The sequence below is a fragment of the Chryseobacterium indologenes genome, assembly GCA_016025055.1.
Classification (GTDB): domain Bacteria; phylum Bacteroidota; class Bacteroidia; order Flavobacteriales; family Weeksellaceae; genus Chryseobacterium; species Chryseobacterium indologenes.
Genome location: CP065590.1, coordinates 2,657,247 through 2,680,870 on the forward strand (window position 1 = coordinate 2,657,247; position 23,624 = coordinate 2,680,870).

The 23,624-nt window shown below is 37.5% G+C and carries 15 protein-coding genes and 3 pseudogenes; 16 read left to right on the forward strand and 2 right to left on the reverse strand.

Annotated elements, in window-relative coordinates; genetic code table 11:
- Window positions 1-167: 167 nt before the first annotated feature.
- The 9 genes from H3Z85_12205 to H3Z85_12245 all read left to right on the forward strand — a co-directional run bounded on the left by H3Z85_12205 (window position 168) and on the right by H3Z85_12245 (window position 10,883).
- Entirely contained in the window at window positions 168-938 is a 771-nt protein-coding gene (locus tag H3Z85_12205) for a glycogen/starch synthase (protein QPQ50287.1), read from the forward strand.
- 14 nt (window positions 939-952) lie between these two features.
- Window positions 953-2,620: a DUF4270 family protein gene (locus tag H3Z85_12210; protein QPQ50288.1), complete on the forward strand. Its 1,668-nt coding sequence runs from the start codon at window positions 953-955 to the stop codon at window positions 2,618-2,620.
- An 11-nt stretch (window positions 2,621-2,631) separates the two neighbouring features.
- Window positions 2,632-4,485 (forward strand): glutamine--fructose-6-phosphate transaminase (isomerizing), encoded by a 1,854-nt coding sequence (gene glmS / locus H3Z85_12215; GenBank protein QPQ50289.1) that lies wholly within the window; start codon window positions 2,632-2,634, stop codon window positions 4,483-4,485.
- A 108-nt stretch (window positions 4,486-4,593) separates the two neighbouring features.
- Window positions 4,594-6,015: a gliding motility lipoprotein GldK gene (gldK, locus tag H3Z85_12220; protein QPQ50290.1), complete on the forward strand. Its 1,422-nt coding sequence runs from the start codon at window positions 4,594-4,596 to the stop codon at window positions 6,013-6,015.
- A gap of 58 nt (window positions 6,016-6,073) precedes the next feature.
- Window positions 6,074-6,766 (forward strand): gliding motility protein GldL, encoded by a 693-nt coding sequence (gene gldL, locus H3Z85_12225; GenBank protein QPQ50291.1) that lies wholly within the window; start codon window positions 6,074-6,076, stop codon window positions 6,764-6,766.
- A 52-nt stretch (window positions 6,767-6,818) separates the two neighbouring features.
- Window positions 6,819-8,411, forward strand: coding sequence for a gliding motility protein GldM (locus tag H3Z85_12230; protein ID QPQ50292.1), 1,593 nt, complete (start codon window positions 6,819-6,821; stop codon window positions 8,409-8,411).
- 20 nt (window positions 8,412-8,431) lie between these two features.
- A complete protein-coding gene (gene gldN / locus H3Z85_12235) occupies window positions 8,432-9,370 on the forward strand; it encodes a gliding motility protein GldN (GenBank protein QPQ50293.1) in 939 nt (312 codons plus the stop codon).
- Window positions 9,371-9,510: 140 nt separating this feature from the next.
- Window positions 9,511-10,545 (forward strand): FAD-binding oxidoreductase, encoded by a 1,035-nt coding sequence (locus tag H3Z85_12240; protein QPQ50294.1) that lies wholly within the window; start codon window positions 9,511-9,513, stop codon window positions 10,543-10,545.
- Window positions 10,546-10,616: 71 nt separating this feature from the next.
- Complete coding sequence (locus H3Z85_12245; GenBank protein ID QPQ50295.1) at window positions 10,617-10,883, forward strand: SemiSWEET transporter; 267 nt, start codon at window positions 10,617-10,619, stop codon at window positions 10,881-10,883.
- A 50-nt stretch (window positions 10,884-10,933) separates the two neighbouring features.
- Here the strand turns inward: H3Z85_12245 and H3Z85_12250 are convergent, their stop codons facing one another.
- Complete coding sequence (locus tag H3Z85_12250; protein ID QPQ50296.1) at window positions 10,934-11,368, reverse strand: META domain-containing protein; 435 nt, start codon at window positions 11,366-11,368, stop codon at window positions 10,934-10,936.
- Window positions 11,369-11,400: 32 nt separating this feature from the next.
- Window positions 11,401-11,793 (reverse strand): hypothetical protein, encoded by a 393-nt coding sequence (locus H3Z85_12255; GenBank protein QPQ50297.1) that lies wholly within the window; start codon window positions 11,791-11,793, stop codon window positions 11,401-11,403.
- Between the two features lie 648 nt (window positions 11,794-12,441).
- Here H3Z85_12255 and H3Z85_12260 point away from each other — a divergent pair.
- The 7 genes and pseudogenes from H3Z85_12260 to H3Z85_12290 all read left to right on the forward strand — a co-directional run bounded on the left by H3Z85_12260 (window position 12,442) and on the right by H3Z85_12290 (window position 23,602).
- Window positions 12,442-12,827, forward strand: a pseudogene (locus tag H3Z85_12260) (hypothetical protein).
- Window positions 12,828-12,968: 141 nt separating this feature from the next.
- Window positions 12,969-14,054 carry an efflux RND transporter periplasmic adaptor subunit gene (locus H3Z85_12265; GenBank protein QPQ50298.1) on the forward strand — a complete coding sequence of 362 codons (1,086 nt, stop codon included), beginning with the start codon at window positions 12,969-12,971 and terminating at the stop codon, window positions 14,052-14,054.
- Between the two features lie 7 nt (window positions 14,055-14,061).
- On the forward strand, window positions 14,062-17,253 hold the full coding sequence (locus H3Z85_12270; GenBank protein ID QPQ50299.1) for an efflux RND transporter permease subunit: 3,192 nt from the start codon (window positions 14,062-14,064) through the stop codon (window positions 17,251-17,253).
- Window positions 17,234-18,681 (forward strand): annotated as a pseudogene (locus tag H3Z85_12275) (efflux transporter outer membrane subunit). The gene H3Z85_12270 and the pseudogene H3Z85_12275 overlap by 20 nt, the downstream one beginning before the upstream one ends.
- A gap of 448 nt (window positions 18,682-19,129) precedes the next feature.
- Window positions 19,130-20,754, forward strand: a pseudogene (locus tag H3Z85_12280) (T9SS type A sorting domain-containing protein).
- 5 nt (window positions 20,755-20,759) lie between these two features.
- Window positions 20,760-22,739 carry a hypothetical protein gene (locus H3Z85_12285; protein ID QPQ50300.1) on the forward strand — a complete coding sequence of 660 codons (1,980 nt, stop codon included), beginning with the start codon at window positions 20,760-20,762 and terminating at the stop codon, window positions 22,737-22,739.
- A 50-nt stretch (window positions 22,740-22,789) separates the two neighbouring features.
- Window positions 22,790-23,602: a hypothetical protein gene (locus tag H3Z85_12290; GenBank protein QPQ50301.1), complete on the forward strand. Its 813-nt coding sequence runs from the start codon at window positions 22,790-22,792 to the stop codon at window positions 23,600-23,602.
- Window positions 23,603-23,624: the final 22 nt, after the last annotated feature.

Sequence of the window (23,624 nt, forward strand, 5' to 3'; positions counted from 1 at the left end):
TATTTTAATACTAATTCAAAATTACTAAAAATATCACATAATAAGGTGTGTTTTTAATAATTTGAAAATCGGAATTTTCGTAAAAAAATGTTAATTAAAATAATGTTGGATGTTTTTTTGTAATTTTGCACATTAAAGCATTTTTACAAAAATTAGATAGAAAGTTTATGCCGAATCAAAAAATACTGTACATTACTACAGAGATGTATCCATATCAGGAAGATACAAATATGGCTGCTGTGGTAAACAAAATGGCACTTAAGATGCACAATGAAGGCAATGATGTAAGAGTTTTTATGCCAAGATTTGGACAAATAAGTGAGAGGAAATTCCAACTTCATGAGGTGATCCGTCTTTCAGGAATGAATATTATTATCAATGACCTGGACCAGCCCTTAATCATTAAAGTAGCGTCTCTTCCGGGGGAAAGACTTCAGGTTTACTTTATTGACAATGAAGAATACTTCAAAAGAAAGCAGTACTATTTTGACGACGAAGGGAATCCTTTCGATGACAATGACGAGAGAGCTATTTTCTTTGCAAGAGGAGTTATCGAAACCATCAAGAAACTGAACTGGGTTCCTGATGTTATTCATCTGAACGGATGGATGGCTTCTTTTGTTCCAATTTATCTTAAAACTTACTACGAATCAGATACTTATTTCAAGGACGCGAAAATTGTTCTTTCTCTGTACAACGAGAAGGATGCAGATCTTGATAAAAAGATTGATGAAAAGTTGAAGTTTGATAATATTTCAGGATTAAAAGCGTTAGATAACCCAACAATTAAAAGTTTTGTTATCGAAAGTATGAACTATGTAGATACGGTAGTGAAGGGCGATGAGTTTCTTGACGAAGACCTTGACCAGGCATTTAAAGAAACGGCTACTCAAAAATCAGAGTATCTTGATGTAGATTCTATAAACCAACTTTATTAAAAAACACATTTTTAATGACTCATACTCTTAAAAGGACTTTCGCCGTGCTTTTACTGGCGATTTTCGGAAGTACAATCCTTTATAACTGTGAACCGGATCCGGATGCTCTCGGAGAGCAGCTGTTTAACAATGATGCAGCACAAGGTACGGAAGTTTCATATCCCGTTGTAGCATACAACTCCAGCAATAACGACTCAATCAGAAGTGATGCATCCAGACTTATTAACTCATTAAACACCACAGGTGGAGGTCTTTCCGTTGGGGTGTTAGGAGCTTTTAAAGATTCACAATTTGGTATGCAGAAGGCATCGTACGTTACGCAGTTCAGAATGCCTACCGATAATTTTGATTTTAACGGGCCTAATGCGAAAGTAGATTCCGTAGTTTTGGTATTGAGAACTCCTGCGAATACGGCTGATGATACTTATTATATCACTGATTCAATCAAAGCACCGGGCGCTTATGATAAAAATGACTTCCCGGTAGGTGATGAAAAAGTTGCGGTTTCCATTGAGAAAAAATCTTATCCTGTACGTAAATATGGTAATTATAAAACCATGAAATCAATGAAGATTAACGTACATGAAATTACAACTTTCCTTGATATAAATACAGAAAGTCTTACCCGTTCGAATCTAAACGTTGGTCTTGGTGAAAAATTAGGATCAGCAACTTTTGACGGCAATGTAAGTACCGTGACTGTGACGAAAAAGTCTGATAATACCAATGTGTTTACAGGTAATTTAGGATTTAGAATAAAATTGGATAATACCGATTTCTTCCAAAACCGTATTATTGCTAAAAAAGGTAAGCCTGAGCTTCAGGATGCTTCAAACTTTGTGAGATATATCAGAGGACTTAGAATTTCTACAGAAAGTAATGACGGTTATCTTTTCCAGTTTGCACCTGATGATATGGAAATGATTATGTATTACAAATATGATGTAACCAATAATGGAGTAGTAACCCGTCCTCAGACTTCTTTGAAATTTTCTATGGGAAGTCCTAATGCTCATGTGGGACAGTATGAGTATGACAGAACAGGATCTGCTCTGGCCAATGCACCAGCAAGCGATCCTATAGGTGGAGATGCAAGACTTTTTGTACAGGGAATGGGTGGACCATCCGTCAATGTGAAAATTCCTGATGAAAAAATTAACGAGCTTAAAGCTTTATTTGAAAAAGATAAAATAGGTATCGTTGGAGCTAAAATCAGATTTTTTGTAGATCCTCAATCTCAAAACTGGACGAATATTACAAATACGATAAGTGGAGATCGTAAATTTAATCTTGTTCCGGTAATTACAGACGATAAAGGAAAAATTGATCTTACTCAGTTTACTTCAGATGCTTTAAACGGATTTAATATTTATACGTATACTCCGAAAAAGGACCCTGTACCGGAATATTATGATTTTGTAATTACAAAAACCCTTAAAGATATCGTTGAAGGTAAACTGGTAAATAATAAATTAGCTGTTAATACTCCTTTCCTTATCAATATGGGATCATTTGTGAGAAATGCTTCAGGAGCTCCTGTAGGTGCGAGATACACAACCAGAGCATTTGATATGAGCAGAGTCATTTTAACAGGTACAACTAAAGATTCAAACCCTTACAAAACTCAGTTGATAGTTACGTACGGAAAGAAAAAAATAAAACACAATAAACAACAACACTAGACAAAATAAATATGTGCGGAATAGTAGGATATACAGGTTTTCAGGATGCTTATGATATTGTAATCAATGGGCTTAGAAGACTAGAATACAGAGGATATGACAGTGCCGGAATTGTTTTAGAAGGTTCAGACAATAAGCTTGAAGTAGAAAAAACAAAAGGTAAAGTTGATGATTTGGTGAATATTTCGAAAGATTTAAAAGGAAAATTCAAAGTGGGGATGGGACATACGCGTTGGGCAACTCACGGAGTACCAAGTGACAGAAACTCACACCCGCATTTGTCAAATAACGGTAAAATAGCAATTGTACACAACGGGATCATTGAAAATTATGATACCATCAAAACAATGCTTACAGAAAAAGGATTTTCTTTTAAATCAGAAACAGATACTGAAGTATTGGTGAATTTAATCCAGTATTTTATGGATCTGAACCCTGAAATAGATTTCCCGACAGCAGTAAGATATGCATTGAATGAAGTATATGGGGCGTATGCCATTACAGTACTTCATGAAGATTATCCTGGCGTTTTGGTCGTAGGAAGATTAGGATCTCCATTGGCGATCGGAATCGGTGATAAAGAATATTTTATTGCTTCTGATGCTTCTCCTTTTGTGGAATTTACAAAAGAAGCTATTTACCTTGAAGAAGGACACATGGCGACCATTTCTCTTGAAAATGGAGTAGATATCAGAACCATCAATGAAAACTCTAAGATTGAGCCTGAAATTCAGAAACTAAAATTAAGCTTAGAGCAGATTGAAAAAGGAGGTTATGAGCATTTCATGCTTAAAGAAATCTTTGAACAGCCAAAATCCATCCACGATACTATGAGAGGTAGACTTCTTGTAGATGAAGGAGTTATCAAAATGGCAGGAATCTGGGATCATGTTGAGAAGTTTAAAAATGCCAACAGGATTATTATCATCGCTTGTGGAACTTCATGGCATGCAGGTCTTATCGGGGAGTATCTTATCGAAGAATATGCAAGAATTCCTGTAGAAGTAGAATATGCTTCTGAATTCAGATACAGAAACCCTATTATCACAGATAAAGACGTTGTTATTGCCATTTCTCAGTCAGGAGAAACAGCAGATACAATGGCAGCCTTAAAATTAGCTAAAGAAAAAGGAGCATTTATATATGGTATATGTAATGTAGTAGATTCTTCTATTGCAAGGATTACAGATGCCGGTTCATATACCCATGCAGGCCCTGAAATTGGGGTAGCTTCTACAAAAGCATTTACTGCTCAGCTTACCATTCTTACGTTAATAGCTTTCAAATTAGGAAAACATAACGGGAATTTAGGAAATGCAGACTTTATGAGTCTTATTGCCGAGCTTGACGCAATTCCTAAAAGAGTAGAAGACGTACTAAACTCTACCCATGAGCAAATTCAGGAGATTGCAAAAGATTTTGTAGCCACTACAAACTTCCTTTATTTAGGAAGAGGATACAACTATCCGGCAGCTCTGGAAGGTGCTTTAAAATTAAAAGAAATTTCCTATATCCATGCAGAAGGATATCCGGCAGCAGAAATGAAGCACGGACCTATCGCATTGATAGACGAAAACATGCCGATTGTTATTATAGCCCCTAAAAAAGGTCACTATGATAAAATAGTAAGTAATGTTCAGGAAATTAAGGCAAGAAAAGGAAAAGTTATTGCTGTCGTTAATAAAGGTGACCGCCAGGTTAGCGAAATGGCAGACTATGTTATTGAAATTCCTGAGACATCAGAATGCTTCTCTCCGATTGTGGCTTCAGTACCTCTACAACTGCTTGCATACTACATTGCAGTATATAGAGGAGCGAACGTAGATCAGCCGAGAAACTTAGCAAAATCTGTAACTGTGGAATAAAAAATTGTTGTAAATAAAATAAATTTAGATTTCTTTCGTTATTTCAAAATAAATCTTAAAAGTTTCTTAAAAAAATTATATATTTACGGCTTAATTATAAAAATTAACATGAAAAGGATATTTCTTTTATTATTGTCTGCGTCGGTAGCATCGGTATCTTGTTCAGGTGGTGGCAGCTCTTCTGTAGGGAAGCCAGGAACAAAAGGAGAATTGATACCAAGAGAAAAAACTAAATCATTTGTTGCGGAAAGACCATACGGAATGGTGGCGATTCCTGCAGGTTCATTTGTGGCTGGTTTAGCAGACCAGGATCCAACAAATACACCTGAAAAAGCATCATTGAAGACAGTTACTGTTTCTTCTTTCTTCATGGATGAAGCAGAAACTACCAATTCAGAATACAGGGTATTTATCAATTATGTAAGAGATTCTATTGCAAGAACTTTACTTGCCGAAGCTGCCGGAGAAGGTGGTGACGAAGGCGGACGTAGAGGTGCAGCTATAGGAGATTACGCATACCTTGCTAAAAAAGAAGAAAATTTAACTCCTTATCAGGAATATATGGAAGGTCAGGGCGGCCGTGAAGACGGAACCTATGACGCAAGCAAAAGACTAGACTGGAAAATCCCATTGCACTGGAGTACTTCAAAATACCCGGATGTAGAATATGCGGAAGTTTTGGAATCTATGTATTTACCTGCTTCTTCCAGAATAGGAAACGAAAGAATTTTAGATGTAAGTAAGCTTAAATATACGTACCGTTGGGGAGATATGGATGCTGCACTTGCGGATAACGAAAGAGGAGCCAATTACCTGAAGAGTCAAAGTATTGCGATTTATCCTGATACGACTGTTTGGGTAAAGGATTTCCACTTTGCTTACAATGAGCCATTATTTGAACAATACTTCTGGCACAAGGCTTACAAAAACTACCCTGTAGTGGGAGTAACCTGGGATCAGGCAAGAGCTTATTGTAACTTCAGATCTAAATTAAAGACAGACTACAACGAAAGCCTGAAAAGAAAAAAACAAAGACCATTGCAGTTCCGTCTTCCGACAGAAACAGAATGGGAATATGCTGCAAGAGGTGGAATGCAAAATGCTACTTATCCTTGGGGTGGTCCGTATTTAATGGACGACAGAGGTTGCTACTTAGCCAACTTCAAACCTAAGAGAGGTAACTACATGGAAGACGAGAAAAAAGGTACTTATACATATACAGCTCCAGTTAAGAAATTTAAGAAAAATGGATTTGGGTTATTTGATATGGCTGGAAACGTTTCTGAGTGGACAGAATCTGCTTACAACAATTCTTCATATGGATTCTCTTCTACATTAAATCCTTCTACTAAAGATAAAAAGGATGTAAAAAAATCTGTAAGAGGTGGATCTTGGAAAGATATAGGATATGCGTTGATGACAGGGGCAAGAGATTGGGAAAGAAAAGATTCAGCAAGAAGCTATATCGGATTTAGAACTGTACAGGATATTCCTGAAGCAGCTGTTAAGCCAAGAAGAGTTAATAGATAATAACAAAACAATTATTTTTCAATACAATTTTATTTAACATTAAAAAAACTAACTCAATATGTTTAAGACTAAAGATGCTTGGATGAATTTCTTCTATTCATTCGGTGCTGCAATTGTAATTCTTGGAGCTTGGCTTAAAATTACTCACATTACCCTGGGACCAATTAACGGTAATATAGCTCTTACAGTAGGGCTTATTACAGAGGCAATTATCTTTATCATTTTTGCATTTGACCCTCCGAAAACTGAAGAGTCTTATGCCTGGGAAAATGTTTATCCTGAATTATTAGATAAACATGCCAACCCAAACCCATTGCATTCTAACGTAACAACAAGAAATACAGGTGCTCAGTTTGCTGAATTAGAAAACTCTCTTTCAAACAAATTAGATAAAATGCTTGAAGATGCTAGACTAGACGTTCAATTATTTGAAAGACTAAGAACAGGTATCGACAAGTTCTCAAATTCTGTTGACCAGATTAACCAAACGGTGGACGTTTCGGCTTCTACTCATAAATATAACGACCAGCTTAATAAAGCAGCTCAGCATATGGAAAGCATGAATGCCTTATACGCCATGCAGCTGGAAAGCGGTAAAAAACAATCGGAGTTTGCCAATAAATATGTAGCAGATATGCAAAAATCTGCTGAGCAATCTGAAAAATTCAATCAAGAACTACAAGGTTTAACATCTAATCTAAACAACTTAAATAGAGTTTATGGTGGTATGCTAACTGCTATGAAGTCTTAATTCCTAACCATTTCTAAATTTAACTACTTAATCAAAAAACAAAAAACAGAAAATGGCACAAGGAAAACAGACCCCTCGTCAGAAGATGATCAACCTGATGTATCTGGTGTTCATCGCGATGATGGCCCTCAATATTGATGCAGAAATCATCAGATCATACTACGACTCTACCAGAGCATTGAATGAAACCAGAACTTTAACGGAGAAGAAAAACGAAAAGATCTTTGAAAAAACGCTTGAAGCTAAAGCACAACAAGTTCCCGATACTTATGCTAAACCTTGGGAGGATTACAAAGTATTAAAGAGCAAAATTGATGCACTCGTGAAATCAGCTCAGGATGTTAAGGTTTTATTAAAAAAACAATCCGAGTTTCATGATAAAGATCCTAAAACCGGAAAAGATATTGATGTAAGCGAAAATTTTGCGGCATTAAATAATAATGAAGCTACTACTGAATACTTCTTTAACGAAGGAGATGAAAACTCACCTTCAAAGAATGCACTGGACTTAAAAGCTAAAATCGATGACGTAAGAAATTATATCAACGCAACTTTTGGGAACAATGCACAGCTTAGAGATTTAGTAGACAGAGCCAACAAGTCTTTGATTGCAGAATATCCTAAAGGAAAATCTCCAAACGAAAAGACCTGGTTCCAGAATAAATTCTATCATCAGCCGCTTATCGCTGCAATATCTAATCTGGAAATTATCCAAAATGATGCCAGAAATGTTCAGTCTGATGCATTAGCATTATTACTTCAGGAAAAAGTTGATGCAAGCATTAAATTCACAAGCTATGAGCCGATTATTTCCGGACCTACCGATATTCAGGCGGGTAAACAAGCGGAGATAAAAGTAATGTTAGGAACTTATTCTAATAGCAATAAGATCAACATTTCAGGAGTAAGCAGACAAGAAAATGGTAAAGGTATTATTCCAATCTCAGGTGCTGGAATTGGAGAACATAAACTAGGAGGTACTATTACATTAACAGATGCTTCAGGTAAACCGCAAAGTTTCCCATGGACTCATACGTACAATGTTATCGCCGGACCAAGAGAAGTTAAACTTGAAAAAGGATTGCTACTTTCTGCCGATAAGATGAATGTAATGTACAGAGGACTTGAAAACCCTGTTTCAGGATCAATCTTAGGTGCAGACAACTCAAAACTTTCATTATCAGCTCCGGGTGCTAGCGTAAGAAATACAGGACCAGGAAAATGGATTGTAAAACCTTCTACAGGTACAACTGTGAAGCTGACCTTATCCGGTGTAGATCCTTATGGAAAATCAGTATCTCAGGTATTTGAATACAGAATTAAGAATGTACCGCCACCTCAAGGTCAGATGAGAGGTCAGAATGTATTGTCGATGCCGGCAACTTCTATCCCGAATCAGTCTGTGCAGGCAGCGATTCCTGACTTCGACTTCCCGGTTTCATTCACTGTAACTCAGTTTATGGTAAGAGTACCTGGCAGAGCAGCATTACTGATTCATGGTAACTCATTAAATGATGCAGCAGGATTAATTAAAAATCTAAGAAGTGGAGATGTTGTTTCAATCTTTGATATTAAAGCAACTGCTCAAGGTTTAGAAGGACAACAGATTAAAAATATTACTCCTATATTAATTAACGTTCAATAGGACTAAAATTGTAATAGATTATGAAAAAATATATTAGTACCCTTTTAGTATTAGTTTCGGGATTTGCTTTTTCCCAGACTATTCTGAACGCTTCTTCTCCGGAAGAGTTTAGAAAGATGAGAGAGGAGAACAAACAAAAAGTTGGTGATACTATTATAGATAAAACAGTAAAGCCTCTTGAATACGGATTTGTTGAAGATAAAGATATCCTTAAAAGTATGTTTGTTTGGGAAATCATTGACATGAATGATAAGATCAATCAGCCATTCTATTATGACAATCCGGACGGCCTTCTTTCCACTCCTACAAGATCTTTATATCAGCTATTGCTGGATGCAGCTTTAACAGGTAAAATAGAGCAGGTATATGATGATGAAAATTTTACGGTAAAACTTTCACCTGAAGGAATTCAGAAAAGATTGGAGAATGTTAGAATCAACGATGCTGCTATCGACATTTTAAATTCAGGAAGACAATTAACGGATAAGGAGAAAAAAGAATATACAGACGTATTTAAGACAACTACCGATAAAGTAAAAGTTCTTAAAATTATGGGAATGTGGTTCGTTGATAAAAGAGACGGTCAGATGAAATACAGACCTCTTGGTATCGCAGCTATGGGGCCTGATCCTGCCGTACAGGGAGTTATCGGACCGGATGGTAAACCCATCGCAGGAAATGATGAACTTATAGACCTGTTCTGGATTTTCTATCCTAATGCAAGAGATGTTTTAGCAAACAATTATGTTTTCAACAGAAAAAACTCTTCTGCTGACTTATCTTTCGATGATATCATCAATGCAAGAAGATTCTCTTCAGTGATCTATAAATCTTCCAGTGGTTTAGGAGACGGTACAATCAAAGATTATATCCCTAAAGATGCTGATGATCAGATAGATGAAAGTGATAGAATCAAAAAGCAGATTCTTGAAATGGAAAATGATATGTGGAATTACTAGATTTCACTTGATATTTATACAAAACCTGAGTATTTTTACTCAGGTTTTTTTATGATGAAATTGCCCTTTGATGTATTGTCAATCGGTAATCAGTAATGTAAGCGATTGTATATAACCTTTAAGTAAATGAAATTTTCCATATGAAAAATGTAGATTATATTATTGTAGGAGATGGATATGCCGGACTGTTCTTTGCCCATCAGTTAATCAGAAATAATAAATCATTCGTGATTTTTTCTGAAGGCAGAAAAAGTGCCTCCCAGGTCTCAGCCGGAATTATCAATCCCGTTGTTCTTAAAAAGTTTACGACATTCTGGAAAGCACAGGAGCAAATTGATTTCCTCAAAAACAGCCTCAGGGAAATAGAGACATATACAGGGAAGAACTACCTCATAGATGCACCTATTCACAGGATTTTTCATGATGAAAACGAACAGAAACTTTGGCTGAAAAAGTCAGCGAATGAAGAATTATCAGGTTTTCTCAGTGAAAAATTTGAGCGTTTAAATGGAGTAAAAAACGACTTTCAGACAGGAAAGGTCAATCAGTCTGCCAGACTTGATGTAAATGGATTTTTCAGCGGTTTATTCGATTATTTTGAAAAAAATGATTTTTTGATCAGAGAAAAATTTGAATATACACAGTTGGATCCGGCACGAGCAATATATAAGGATTTTAATTTTAAAAATATTATTTTCTGTGAAGGGATGCGTGTCAGAGATAATCCCTACTTTTCTGAAATCAGTGTAAATCCGAATAAGGGACATCACATAAAAGTCAGGCTTTCTCAGCCAATTCCCGAAAACATAACCATAAAGAAAAAACATTTCTTATTTCCCACAGGAACGGGACTGTATTTTTATGGTGGAACTTACGACAGAGACCAACTTCATCATCATATTGATGAATCGGCAGTTGACCAACTGGTCAAAGGACTTTCTGAAATCTATCCGTATGATTTTGACGTGAAAGAGGTACATTTCGGTTTCAGACCTACGGTAAAAGACAGAAGGCCAATTATTGGAAGACATGAAACTCATGATAATTTATACGTATTCAATGGCCTTGGAGCAAGGGGAATTCTTAACGGGTGTTACTTTGCAAGAGACCTGTACCGTTGTATTGAAGAAGGTGTTCCGTTGCATGAAGAAGTTTCATCGGACAGGTTTAAGTAATCTAAGCTTTTCTTCAGTAACCGAAGTGTAAAGAAAATAATAAGATGATATAATTTTAAAGATGACAGCTTATGAATGAAAACCTCTTAGGTATTATTGCAGGAGTACTGACTTCCATCTCCATGATTCCCCAGCTTATCAAAGTTATCCGGGAGAAAAATGTCGAAGATATTTCATTGCTTATGCTTTTGGTTCTTATTTCAGGACTATCATTATGGGTGTGGTACGGTTTTGTCAAAGATGAATTACCCATTATCCTTTCCAATGCATTTGCTGTTCTGGTGAATCTCAGTCTTCTTGTATGCTACATAAAGTACAACAAAAGAAAACAATTTTAATCACAAAAAAAGCCCCGCAATTGCAGGGCTTTTATATTGTATATCTTTCTTTATTGAAGGACAAATTTAGCCAGAGGAGCCATCTTTGCTTTGTTCAGAGTTAATGTATTTCCATTTACAGAATAGTTATCTGCTGAAAGCAGGGCTTTAGTAAACTGATTTTCAATATCAAGGTCTTCACAAGCCATCATCGTAGACATTCCCTGATTGAATTTGATTCTCATCACGTCCTGCTTGATCTCAAAGGTACCGCCTAATCCGTTACAACCGGCATGCCCTTCATATCTCATTCCTTTCATATCAAGTTTGAAATGAGGATTATTTTTAGGGTTTTTCAGTTGGATAGGCTGTCCGTTAAGCTCTGTAAGTTTCCACGTTTTGCCGGTGATATCTGTTGCTGCAGGCTTCTGCGCAGTTTGGGTATTACAGGAAACAAGAAATACGCTTAGAAAAAGAGCTGATAAAAAGTAATATAAGCTTTTCATAATTTTAAATTTAAACATTTGTTTAATATATGCTAATATGATGCCATTTTTGCAGGATCCGATTCTTTTTTAGCCTGTTTAAGGTGAAACAGAACCATATCTACATTCTTCTTCAGGAACGTTATATTACCCTTAATTTCAGAATATTGATACTCTTCATTTGAAGCGGTATATTCCGGTAAAGCATCGCTTTTTTTAAGGTCATAAGTTTTGCCGTTTAAATGTATGGTCGCTGTATTTTTAGTTTGGTTGATCGTAACTTCTATTTTTTCTCCATAGCTGTCGACGTATACATTTTTGGAGATGTTATCCGTATTTTCAGGAGCGGCTGCCGTAACGTTTTCTGCTTCTTTACTCGGATGTTTACACGCTGTTGAGGAAAGGACTGCCAATCCGATAAGGATCGGTGTTAATAAATTTTTCATAGTGATAAGTGATTTTAAAGTGTTTCATGAATTATTGTGTTAATACTATATAAAAATACGAATATTTTTAATAAATATATGTTAATTTTACATAAACTAACAATGTATTTTAATCGGGTCCTGATGAAAGGACCATTTTAAAACACTTTTCGTGAAAAACTAAAAACTAATAATAATTGTTAAGGATTTTAGATTGAAAGATGCTGTGCTGTTTTTTTAATGGGATTATTTTCAATCAGATAAGTTGTTGTTTTTTCGTTGTTCATTTGTTGTTGTAATTTGCGGCAAAAATAATTCAAAAATCAGAGAATAACAATAGATGTATGTGAATTATTTGAATTCATGATAAAATTTAGTTTTTTGTAGGTATGTCATTCTTTGATAGGGAATTAGTTTAGAAATTTTATTCTATAAAAACTGAAGAAGAAATGGGTGGCCAGCCCGGTTTTTTATCAATATATTGGCTGAAATATGTTTTTTTTTCTTAGCTGCCTGTTACTATTTTTTACGATCTGGATTTTTTAATCATACCAAGAAGACGGTTTAATTTTTCTTACATTTTTCCATTCAGCTTATTTAAAGATTCGTTAAATTTTGTTAATCTACTATGATGGTATGATAATGTAAGTGTACATTTGCAACTTCAAAATGAGAAACTATATCATATATTTTTTAACAAGTCTTTTTTGCTTTTTGTGGTAGAAAGCCGGCTTAATGTTAAAACACTCCGGAATGATTATTCCGGCCATGTTTCTCATCACCTTCCTAAAAGGGCTAATCGCCTCAACCAGACTTTTGAAAAACTTTCTATTCAGCAAATAGCAGATACTATTGATAATTCCTCCTTAGAACTTGTGGAGAATGATTTTCAATTATCTGATATAATGCAGACGATTGCTGTATTTGCAGGAGTCTTCAACCTGATTTATATTTTCGGATTAAAAAGCTATAAACGTTTTAGACAAAACATTCATGGCTTCGTCTTTGGCCTTGCTACCAAAAGATTTATCCTGATCCGTTCCCTAAGAATTTAAAATCCTTTTTTCTTGTTTTCTACCTGTTTGCGGGCAGGAAACACTGCGTTGTGTATGTTGGTAGTCATCACTTCGTAGTCCTCTTTATTACCATTTTTATTTCTATTCAAAACATTAACGATTTATACAAACTCTAGAATTATGATAAAAAGAGTTGCCTCAGGCATTGCGCTAAGCATTCTCCTATTGATGGTTGGCTGCAACAAGAAAAAAGAAGAAAAGGAAGAGGTTACAGTATACCCTGTGACAGTTCCCGTGGTAATGGATACGGTGATCAATAAAGAATATGTAGCTCAGATCCAGTCTGTGAAAAATATTGAAGTACGTGCACAGGAGAAAGGGTTTTTGGAAAAAATATTCGTCGACGAGGGACAATATGTTCATGCCGGCCAGACACTGTTCAGAATTATGCCCAAACTCTATCAGGCAGAACTATTGAAAGCAAAAGCAGAAGTGGAGCAGGCTTCTATTGAATTGAAAAATGCCAGTACCTTGGCAGGAAATAATATTGTCTCTAAAAATGAAAGAGCAATGGCTAAAGCTAAGCTGGATGCTGCCAATGCAGAAATGAAGCTGGCTCAGATTCACCTGTCGTTTACCGATATTAAAGCTCCGTTTTCAGGAATTATCAACAGACTTCCCCTTAAACTGGGAAGTCTTGTCGATGAAGGTGATTTGCTCACTTCATTATCTGATAATACCAATATCTATACGTATTTTAATGTTTCCGAACCTGAGTATCTGAGCTATCAGACACATGTTGCCGACAGAGGCACAGATCAGGTATCATTGATTACCGCAAATGGTGAAGTATACCCTGAAAAAGGACTTATCCAAACCATAGAAGGAGAATTCGACAATGAAACCGGAAATATTGCTTTCCGTGCTAAATTCCCTAATCCCAATAAACTCCTTAGAAATGGCGAAACAGGTAAAGTCCAGATGACGATGCCGGTTCATAATGCTTTAATTATTCCCCAGAAAGCAACCTATGAAATCCAGGATCAGAAATATGTTTTCGTTGTTGATAAAAACGGAACGGCAAGATCACGAAATATTAAGATCGCTTATGAGCTTCCAGATCTTTATGTAGTGGGATCAGGACTTTCAAAAGGTGACCAGATCCTTTTGGAAGGAGTACAGAAAGTAAAGGATGATCAGAAACTGAAAACAAAATTCCAGGATCCTAAAAAAGTTCTTCAGTCATTGAAACTAAAAGCAGAGTAGTAGAGGTATGTTTAAAAAATTCATTCGCAGACCTGTTCTGTCTATTGTAATCTCATTGATTATTGTGTTTATGGGAGTTCTGTCACTGGTAAAGTTACCGGTAACACAATTTCCCTCTATTTCTCCACCTAAAGTAAATATTACGGCAGAATATCCCGGAGCCAACAACGAACTCTTGATTAAATCTGTTGTTATCCCTCTGGAAAGAGGTCTGAACGGAGTGCCGGGTATGAAATATATGACATCCGATGCCGGAAATGATGGTGAAGCCTCCATCCAGATTGTTTTTGATTTGGGTACAGATCCCAACGTAGCAGCTGTAAACGTTCAGAACCGTGTATCTTCAGTTGTGAATAAACTGCCGCCACTGGTAGTCCGTGAAGGGGTAAAGATCACCCGTGAAGAACCGAATATGTTGATGTACATTAACCTGTACAGTGATGATCCCAAAGCAGATCAGAAATTCCTTTTCAACTATGCGGATATCAACGTGATGTCCGAATTGAGAAGGGTAAGCGGGGTAGGTTTTGCCGACATTCTCGGAACCCGTGAATATGCCATGCGTATCTGGCTTAAACCAGACAGGCTTACAGCTTACAGTATTTCAGCTGATGAAGTGATGGAAGCTCTGAACGACCAGAGTTTAGAAGCTTCGCCTGGAAAAACAGGTGAAAGTTCCGGGAAGAGATCGCAGTCGTTCGAATATGTGTTAAAATATCCGGGACGTTTCAACAACGAAAAGGATTATGGAAATATTATTTTAAAAGCAAAACCGGATGGTGAATCCGTAAGGTTGAAGGATGTTGCTGATATTGAATTCGGAAGTTCAATGTATGACATTTATTCCACGCTCAACGGAAAACCTTCTGCCGCTATCACAGTAAAACAGTCTTACGGTTCTAATGCCAGTGATGTTATCAAAAATGTAAAAGCATTGATGAAGGACCTGGAAAAAAATAATTTCCCTAAGGGGATGCACTATGAAATTAGTTACGACGTGTCCAGATTCCTTGATGCATCTATGGAAAAGGTAATACACACACTGTTTGAAGCCTTTATTCTGGTGGCAATCGTGGTGTTCTTATTCCTTGGAGACTGGCGTTCTACTTTGATTCCGGCGCTGGCAGTTCCGGTTTCATTAGTGGGAACTTTTGCAGTCATGTCCGCTTTTGGAATTACATTGAACATGATTTCACTCTTTGCCCTGGTAATGGCAATCGGGGTGGTGGTAGATGACGCGATTGTAGTTATTGAGGCCGTACATGCCAAGATGGAAGAAAAGAACCTCTCTCCTCTAAAGGCAACAGAAGAAGCGATGCACGAAATTAGTGGTGCCATCATTGCTATTACTTTGGTGATGGCATCGGTATTTATCCCGATTGCATTTATGTCCGGTCCTGTGGGGGTATTTTACCGTCAGTTCTCAATTACTATGGCTTCCTCCATTATTTTATCAGGAGTGGTAGCTTTGACATTAACGCCTGCTTTGTGTGCCTTAATCCTTAAAAACAATCACGGAAAAGCTAAAAAGAAAACTCCGGTTACGGTTTTCCTTGAAAAATTCAATAATCTCTTTACAAAAGGAGCCGGCAAGTATGAGAAAATGCTGAATAAAACAGTGACAAAGAAAACTATTACCCTTCCTTTGTTGCTGGCATTTTGTGCCTGTACTTTTTTCCTTAGTAATTCGCTTCCTTCAGGATTTATACCTGCCGAAGACCAGGGGATGATTTATGCGATTATCCAGACTCCTCCCGGATCTACATTAGAAAGGACGAACCAGATTGCAAGAGAACTTTTGAGAGAATCTGAAGATATTGATGGTGTACAGTCCGTTTCTTCACTGGCAGGATATGAAATTTTGACCGAGGGTACCGGATCCAATTCAGGAACCTGTCTGATCAATCTTAAAAGTTGGGAGGAACGTAAAGAATCTGCCGCTGAAATTATAGAAAAACTGGAAGAGAAAGCTAAAAATATTCCGGGAGCCAATATTGAATTTTTCCAACCGCCTTCCGTTCCCGGATATGGAGCTGCCGGTGGATTTGAACTTCGTTTACTGGATAAAGCGGGAAGTGGTGATTATCATAAAATGGAACAGGTGAGCAGTGATTTTGTAAAGGAGCTGAAAAAACGTCCGGAGCTTGGATCTGCATTTACCTTTTATTCTGCGAGTTTCCCTCAGTACATGCTGAAGATTGATAATGATCTTGCTGAGCAAAAAGGAGTGACAATTGCCAAAGCCATGGATAATTTGTCAACATTAATAGGCTCCAATTATGAAACAAGCTTTATCCGTTTCGACAGACCTTATAAAGTTATTGTTCAGGCCGGGCCGCAATACCGTGCATTGCCTACCGATCTTTTAAAATTATATGTGAAAAACGACAAAGATCAGATGGTGCCCTATTCAGATTTTATGAGGCTGGAAAAAGTGTATGGTTTATCTGAAATGACCAGACATAATATGTACAATTCAGCTCAGGTAAGTGGAACTCCGGCACCGGGATACAGTAGTGGACAAGCCATTAAAGCTATTCAGGAAGTTGCTGATAAAACGCTTCCGAGAGGCTTTGGTATCGACTGGGCCGGAATCTCTAAAGATGAAGTGAGCCGTGGAAACGAGGCCATATTTATTTTTCTTGTATGCCTGGGATTTGTTTATCTGATTCTTTCGGCACAATATGAAAGTTTTATCCTTCCGCTTCCGGTTATTTTATCCCTTCCCGTAGGTATTTTCGGGGCATTTTTATGCTTAAAACTCTTAGGACTGGAAAATAATATCTATGCACAGGTGGCGATGGTAATGCTTATCGGTCTTTTAGGAAAAAATGCAGTATTGATTGTAGAATTTGCAGTACAGAAGAAAGCAGAAGAAGGAATACCTGTTGCTAAGGCTGCTATTGAAGGAGCTGCCATTCGTTTCCGTCCTATCCTGATGACGTCATTTGCCTTTGTTGCCGGGCTTATTCCATTAGTTGTCGCTACAGGGCCGGGTGCTGTTGGTAACCGTACCATTGGAACAGCGGCGGCAGGAGGAATGCTGATCGGAACCATTTTCGGTCTGATGATTATTCCGGGACTGTATTACATCTTCGGAACAATAGCAGAGAAATCGAAACTGGCAAAATATGAAGAAGAAAATCCTTTAACAGAACAAACTGAACCTTATAAACACGATGGAAAATTCGAAGATTAAAAATATATTCATAGCCTTAGCTTTATCGCTTGTTCTGGCAAGTTGTAAAGCGCCGATGGCAACAGTCATAAAAGATGAAGTAAAAGAAACGATACCTCAAAATTTTAATCAGGAAGAACAACAGGATGCTAATAACAACAGCGGGACAACACCGTGGAGACAGTTTTTCACAGATCCGAACCTGGTAAGTCTCATTGAAACGGCATTAAAGAATAATCAGGACCTCTTGATTACCCTTCAGGAAATTGAAATTGCCAAAAGTGGTGTATTAGCCAAAAAAGGAAAATTAAGTCCCACTGTTTCTGCTGCTGTAGGAGCAGGATTGAAAAAAGCAGGCCGCTATACCAGTGAAGGGGCAGGAGATGCGAGCACAGAAATGGAACCGGGGAAACCTATTCCTGATCCTTTAGGGAATTTTGAAGGTGGCTTAATGGCCAACTGGGAAATTGATATCTGGAAAAAACTCAGAAATGAAAAAGAATCAGCAGTAGCTCATTATCTTTCCACAGTGGAAGGAAAAAACTTTGTGTTATCTAACCTTATTGAAGAAGTAGCTGATGACTACTACGAATTATTGGCACTGGATAACCAACTGGATATAATACAACAGTATATCAAGCTTCAGCAGAAAGCACTGGAGATTTCCAAAATTCAGAAGGAGGCGGCAGCAGCGACAGAGCTTGCGGTAAAGAAATTTGAAGCTGAACTGGCTAAGTCAAAAGCGACAGAATATACCATCCGCCAGCAGATTACGGAGAAGGAAAATGAAATCAATGCCTTACTGGGAAGATATCCGCAACCGATTATCAGGGCAAAGGAGAATTTCATGTCAACCATTCCGCAGACGATTTATACGGGAATTCCTTCACAGCTTCTTGCAAACCGCCCCGATATCAAACAGGCAGAGCTGGAATTAAAAGCGTCAAAACTGGATGTTCAGGCGGCCAGAAAAGAATTTTATCCGTCTCTGGAAATTTCAGCAACATTAGGACTGGAAGCTTTTAAACCTTCCTATCTGGTAAAAATGCCGGAATCTATTGCATATAATCTGGTAGGAGAGCTGGCGGGCCCGTTGATCAATAAAAGTGCCATCAAAGCCAATTTCCAAACTGCGGATGCAAAGCAGGTTCAGGCATTGTACGAGTATGACAAGACTATTTTGAATGCTTATCTGGATGTGGCCAATCTGATGTCAAAAATTAAAAACATTGATCAGTATTATCAGTTAAAATCTCAGGAAACAAAAGCGCTGGATCAATCCATTGATATTGCCAACCAATTGTTCGAAACTCCAGAGCAGACTATCTTGAAGTTCTGTTGAATCAAAGAGATGCTCTGGATGCTAAAATGGATCTTATAGAAGCCAAACAAAAACAACTAAGTACCGTAGTCGATATTTACAAAGGTTTGGGAGGCGGCTGGAAATAAAACATCATAATTCAGTTCAACAAACAGTTAATGTTTGAGGGGGTAATTCTTTAGAGTTACCCCTTTTTTATTACGTCAAGTTTTGTCGTTTTTAAGGAGTATTTTGGACCAAGAATTTAATAATAAGCAGTAAGCTGTTGATTGTGAGATTTGTCAGTATGCTTTTTACTGTAAAAAAAGTAAATTTGCGGAAAATTAATAATTGAATGTATCTCAAAAATAAGACACAAATGAAAAAATACTTGAAGATATTCCTCGCGGGATGTGTTTTCCGGCTTACTTAGCCTAAAAAATAATTGTGTAAACCTTATGCTAAAAATAGTTTCTGGACTTTCTGAAAAGTAATCCCGGTTATTGTAAACTATTGCATATAAAAATTACAATAAAAATACACAGTAGATCATTGTTTAAAATTGTATTTAATCCTATTTTTCAAAAAATAATGCATATGAAAAAAATTTATCTCGGCGCATCTGTCGTATGCGCATTCTTACGGGTGTCTGCCCAGGAAGTTCTCTGGCAGAAAGACATCAGGTCTTCCACTCAGGATTTTCTCAGCCAGGTCACTACAACAATTGACCAGCAATATCTTATCACAGGCAGTTCTATCCGGTCAGCAAGCACGAAGCCGGAGGCTGGAAAACAACAGAATAACGGTTACGATTTCCATGTAGTCAAACTCAACCAACAGGGAGAGCAGGCTTGGGAAAAATATTTTTCAGGATCAAATCATGATTATCTATCCTCTACAGTAACTACTCAGGATGGTGGTTTTCTGTTGGCCGGAACTTCTTATTCCGGGAAAGGATTGGGCAAAAAGACGATTCTAAGGGTGGCTCGGATATCTGGCTGATCCGAATCAATGAATTCGGAGATGAATTATGGCAGAAAACGTTGGGGAGCTCTTCTGATGAAGAAGCCAGGGCAGTTATTCAGACTACCGATTTAGGATTTTTTGTAGCCGGAAATGTACAAAATTCATCAAAAGGATATGGCTCCAAAGATGTCCTGATCACCCGATTGGACAAAGACGGAAAAGAATTGTCACAATTGATTGTAGGGGGAAAAGGTCTGGATGAAGTTGAGAAGATGATTCCGACCAGGGATGGAGGAGCGTTACTGGGAATATATTCTAGGAGTTCTGAGGTTCGTGATACAAGGTCTACCACTTCAGATCTGAATAATAAAACCCCAAATTCAGAATCCCGTTACTCAAAATCCAGCAGCAATTTCGGGGAAGGTGACTACTGGATTGTAAAGCTCGATAAAAACGGAAAAGTAGAATGGGAAAAGGATTTCGGCGGCAAAGGAGATGACCATATCAGAACACTGGCTCTTACTGCTACAGGTTTTGTTATCGGTGGAGAATCCAGATCCGAAAGGTCAGGAAACAAATCCGTAGGTATCGAAGAAGGCACAGATCTATGGTTGATTGCTGTAAACGAAAGAGGTGATGAAGAGTGGCAAAGATCCTACAATTTCAAAAACCGGGATATCCTGATGGGAATGAATGTGATGATGAAGAGCCAAGAATCAAGATCCAAGAATCAAGATGTTACCACAGGAATTTTACTTGGTGGTTATACCCAGGCGGAAGGAAGAGTTCAAAAAGACGATGAAACGTTTTGGATGCTCTATCTGGACGGAAACGGCAATGAACAGTGGAGAAAGCATGTGAGCGGAGAATCGCGACAAAAAGAAGAAAGACTTTCAGACTTGAAACTGAACAGAGACGGCTCTATAATCCTTGCCGGAACCAGTGCCACAGAATTAGGAAAGGAAAACTGGAAGATCGTAAAACTGGGCGACAAACAGATAGACCAGCTGATTCCAAAATATGATATTAAAATCTATCCGAATCCTGTTTCAGACTATGCGTACGTAGAAATTGGCTTTGATTTCAAAGAAGCTGAGATTGTGTTGTACGATATGAGCGGAAGACAGCTTCAGAGTTTGAAAACAAAAAATAAAGTGACCAAAATCAACACACAGGCTTTAGTTCAGGGAGCCTATCTGGTGGTAATAAAAACGGATAACAATAAAACAGCTAACGCTAAGCTTATCAAACAATAACCAATATGAAGAAGAATTATTTTTATGCAGTGGTTCTGGCCTTATGGTGCGGAACTGCTATGGGACAGCTTAATAACTTTCAGGGAGTCAATTTTGGGGATAACCGAAATCCAGTTCCTTCTTTATCATCTCTTGCTTCCTTCACGGATAATCCCCCATCAATTGCGGTGGGAATACCAGAAATTTCAGTACCATTATTAAGTCTCCCGGGATATGGAGGCTCGGGAATAAGTCTGCAATTAAGTTATGATGCTACAGGAGGCCCTCAAGACGACCCTATAGGTGAGGTGGGAGCAGGATGGTTTTTGTCTAAAGGAGGGGTTATTTCAAGACAGATCAATGGGATAATGGTAGATGAACTATTCCAGAGTCAAAATAATCCTAATTATGAAAAAAATGTATTCGATGACGAATACTATTACAACGTTCCTGGTTTATCGGGAAAGTTTAAGATAGAGAGAGATATTCAGCAGAATACCTTTAAGATTATTGATCTTAGCCCATTGAATCATGTTAAGATAGCTTACACAAAACAAAATAATACGGCAACTTTGATAGTTGATTCATTTACCATTACAGATGATCAGGGAAATATTTACTCGTTTAATGATTACTCTACAGCAGTTGTATATGATAGTTATTATAATGAAAAAGGGCTTTGGGGTACAGAATATAAATCGGCTTTTTACTTAACCCGGATTACAGATGCTAACGGAGTGGAATTATCTGGATTTTCGTATAAAAAAGAAACAAAAACTGATAAAAATGGGGCATTGCTTTATAAAACATGTCAGTTGGAGAAAATAAATACAGCTTTCGGAAATATAGAAATGGTGTACGATTACGATGAAACACTCCAAAAAACGTTAAACGATCCATTCAGTATTAAAAAAATTGTTTTGAATAACAAATACAGTAAGAACTCAGAATATGTATTTGAGTATTCCTATCCGCTTCCTTTAGGTACCATTGACAGTAAAAAGAAGAGGAGACAACTTGAAAGAGTAAAAAAGATGGATGGACAAACACTTGTCGAAGAAACATCTTTTCAATATAACCCCTTAGATTATACTTACTTTCAGGGATCATCTTGCGGTGGAGGTGATTTGGTACATCCCGCCGGTATACTTAACAAAATAACTCATCCGGCTAAAGGAGTGACTGAATATGTTTATGAGACAGGTGAAGTCTATCGTGACAGGAATTCTACAGCCTATCTGGCGTCTTTGGATGGTGATTTTAATGGTATTTTGGATCCATGTGCTCAATATATTAAAGAGTATCCCTACCTAGATATGGATACCAACCAATCTTTGACCTATAATTTTACCATATCAGGAGATGCTGCAAAGAAAAAAGCATTCTGGCTTACCGGAGGGATTGATTATTATATTGATAACCCTGAAATTATTGATCCAAGAACCGGACTACCTATTCCTCCGAAGCCTCTGCCAAAAGATCAATGGATAACATATACCTTAAAAAGAGGGACAGAAATCATAGCTACGAATCAGGACTTTATAAAAACTAAATTTTATAATTATCCGGGTCAATATACTCTTATCCTTAATGTTCCTTCTGTTGGTGGTAAAGGAGGTGTTTTTGTTTCAGAACTAGTAACTGTACCCGGACCTTACAAAAGCAGGACCTCTGCTGGTAGCCATAGGCTCAGATCCATGAAACGATATGCAGGTGTGGGAAATACTGTACCTGTCCAGTCGGTTTCTTATAATTACGATCATTTTTCGATACCTAATGCTTCAAGTGGGGAGTTTCAAATAAATAATGTAATGTACAGAAATGTTAAGGTTACTGAAGATTCAGGAAAAGGTTACACGAAGTACTATTTTAAACTTCAAAAAGACTATCCATCATATTCCTATACAAAGGACGGAAAAACGCTTTATTTTTGGCCTTATAATAACATCGTTAATTCAGGGTTGGTTGAAAAAAAGAAATCTATAGTGATAGTAATCAGCTGCTGACTAAGGATGAATATAATTATACTTTCACCGATATAGATGATAATGTCTATGTGATAGGAAATGATAAAGGATTTTCCAAGCCGGCATTTACCAGCCAGACCAAAACGAGTTCTGTAGCATATCCTTCCGGTACCGCATCTTCTTTCCTGCAAAGTTCAGGGGAAAATAATGTGAGAGCAGATAATTTCAAACCTTCGAGTTCTAAGAGTACAGCTCCTGACGGAACCGTAACCGAAACGTTCTACAAATATGCTCAGGATAAAAATCAAACCCGATTACTGGAAGCCAATATGACGGGTGTTTTACTTGAATCAGAAGTAAAAGAAAACGGAAAAACAATCGGGAAATCCGAAACACAATTCGATAACGGGTCCCATTTATATCCAAGCGCTGTTATTGGCTATAACAGGCAAACCCAGGCTCCGGTGACAACTTCGACCCTTGATGTGTACGACAGTAAAGGAAACCTGGTACAGGCCACCGGAAAAAACGGAATTCCAAGTACCACCATCTGGGGCTATAACCAGACTGTTCCTATTGTCGTGATTGCAGGGGCTTCTTATGCTCAGATCGCTTCTTTATCCAGTGTTACCGCTGCCATCACCGCATCAGATGCTGATAATAATAACCCGGCGAACGAATCGGCATTGCTTCAGGCACTGGAAACTTTAAGACAAGATCCTGCTCTGAAGGACTACAGCATTACGACTTCCACCTATGATCCTCTGATAGGAGTAACCAACACTATATCGGCCAACGGAATCAGAACGACCAATGTGTATGATACGGCAGGAAGATTAGTTAAAGTAAAGGACTCTGAAGGAAAGATCCTGCAGGAAAATCAATATAACTACAAACACTAGTGAATGATGAGTGAAGAATTAA

Excerpts from the sequence above, each read along its gene's own strand:
- gldK (QPQ50290.1), top strand. The coding sequence starts at position 4,594 with ATGAAAAGGATATTTCTTTTATTATTGTCTGCGTCGGTAGCATCGGTA.
- gldN (QPQ50293.1), top strand. The coding sequence starts at position 8,432 with ATGAAAAAATATATTAGTACCCTTTTAGTATTAGTTTCGGGATTTGCT.
- H3Z85_12245 (QPQ50295.1), top strand. The coding sequence starts at position 10,617 with ATGAATGAAAACCTCTTAGGTATTATTGCAGGAGTACTGACTTCCATC.
- H3Z85_12255 (QPQ50297.1), bottom strand. The coding sequence starts at position 11,793 with ATGAAAAATTTATTAACACCGATCCTTATCGGATTGGCAGTCCTTTCC.
- H3Z85_12285 (QPQ50300.1), top strand. The coding sequence starts at position 20,760 with ATGAAGAAGAATTATTTTTATGCAGTGGTTCTGGCCTTATGGTGCGGA.
- H3Z85_12265 (QPQ50298.1), top strand. The coding sequence starts at position 12,969 with ATGATAAAAAGAGTTGCCTCAGGCATTGCGCTAAGCATTCTCCTATTG.
- H3Z85_12250 (QPQ50296.1), bottom strand. The coding sequence starts at position 11,368 with ATGAAAAGCTTATATTACTTTTTATCAGCTCTTTTTCTAAGCGTATTT.
- gldL (QPQ50291.1), top strand. The coding sequence starts at position 6,074 with ATGTTTAAGACTAAAGATGCTTGGATGAATTTCTTCTATTCATTCGGT.
- H3Z85_12270 (QPQ50299.1), top strand. The coding sequence starts at position 14,062 with ATGTTTAAAAAATTCATTCGCAGACCTGTTCTGTCTATTGTAATCTCA.
- H3Z85_12230 (QPQ50292.1), top strand. The coding sequence starts at position 6,819 with ATGGCACAAGGAAAACAGACCCCTCGTCAGAAGATGATCAACCTGATG.
- H3Z85_12240 (QPQ50294.1), top strand. The coding sequence starts at position 9,511 with ATGAAAAATGTAGATTATATTATTGTAGGAGATGGATATGCCGGACTG.
- H3Z85_12205 (QPQ50287.1), top strand. The coding sequence starts at position 168 with ATGCCGAATCAAAAAATACTGTACATTACTACAGAGATGTATCCATAT.
- H3Z85_12210 (QPQ50288.1), top strand. The coding sequence starts at position 953 with ATGACTCATACTCTTAAAAGGACTTTCGCCGTGCTTTTACTGGCGATT.
- glmS (QPQ50289.1), top strand. The coding sequence starts at position 2,632 with ATGTGCGGAATAGTAGGATATACAGGTTTTCAGGATGCTTATGATATT.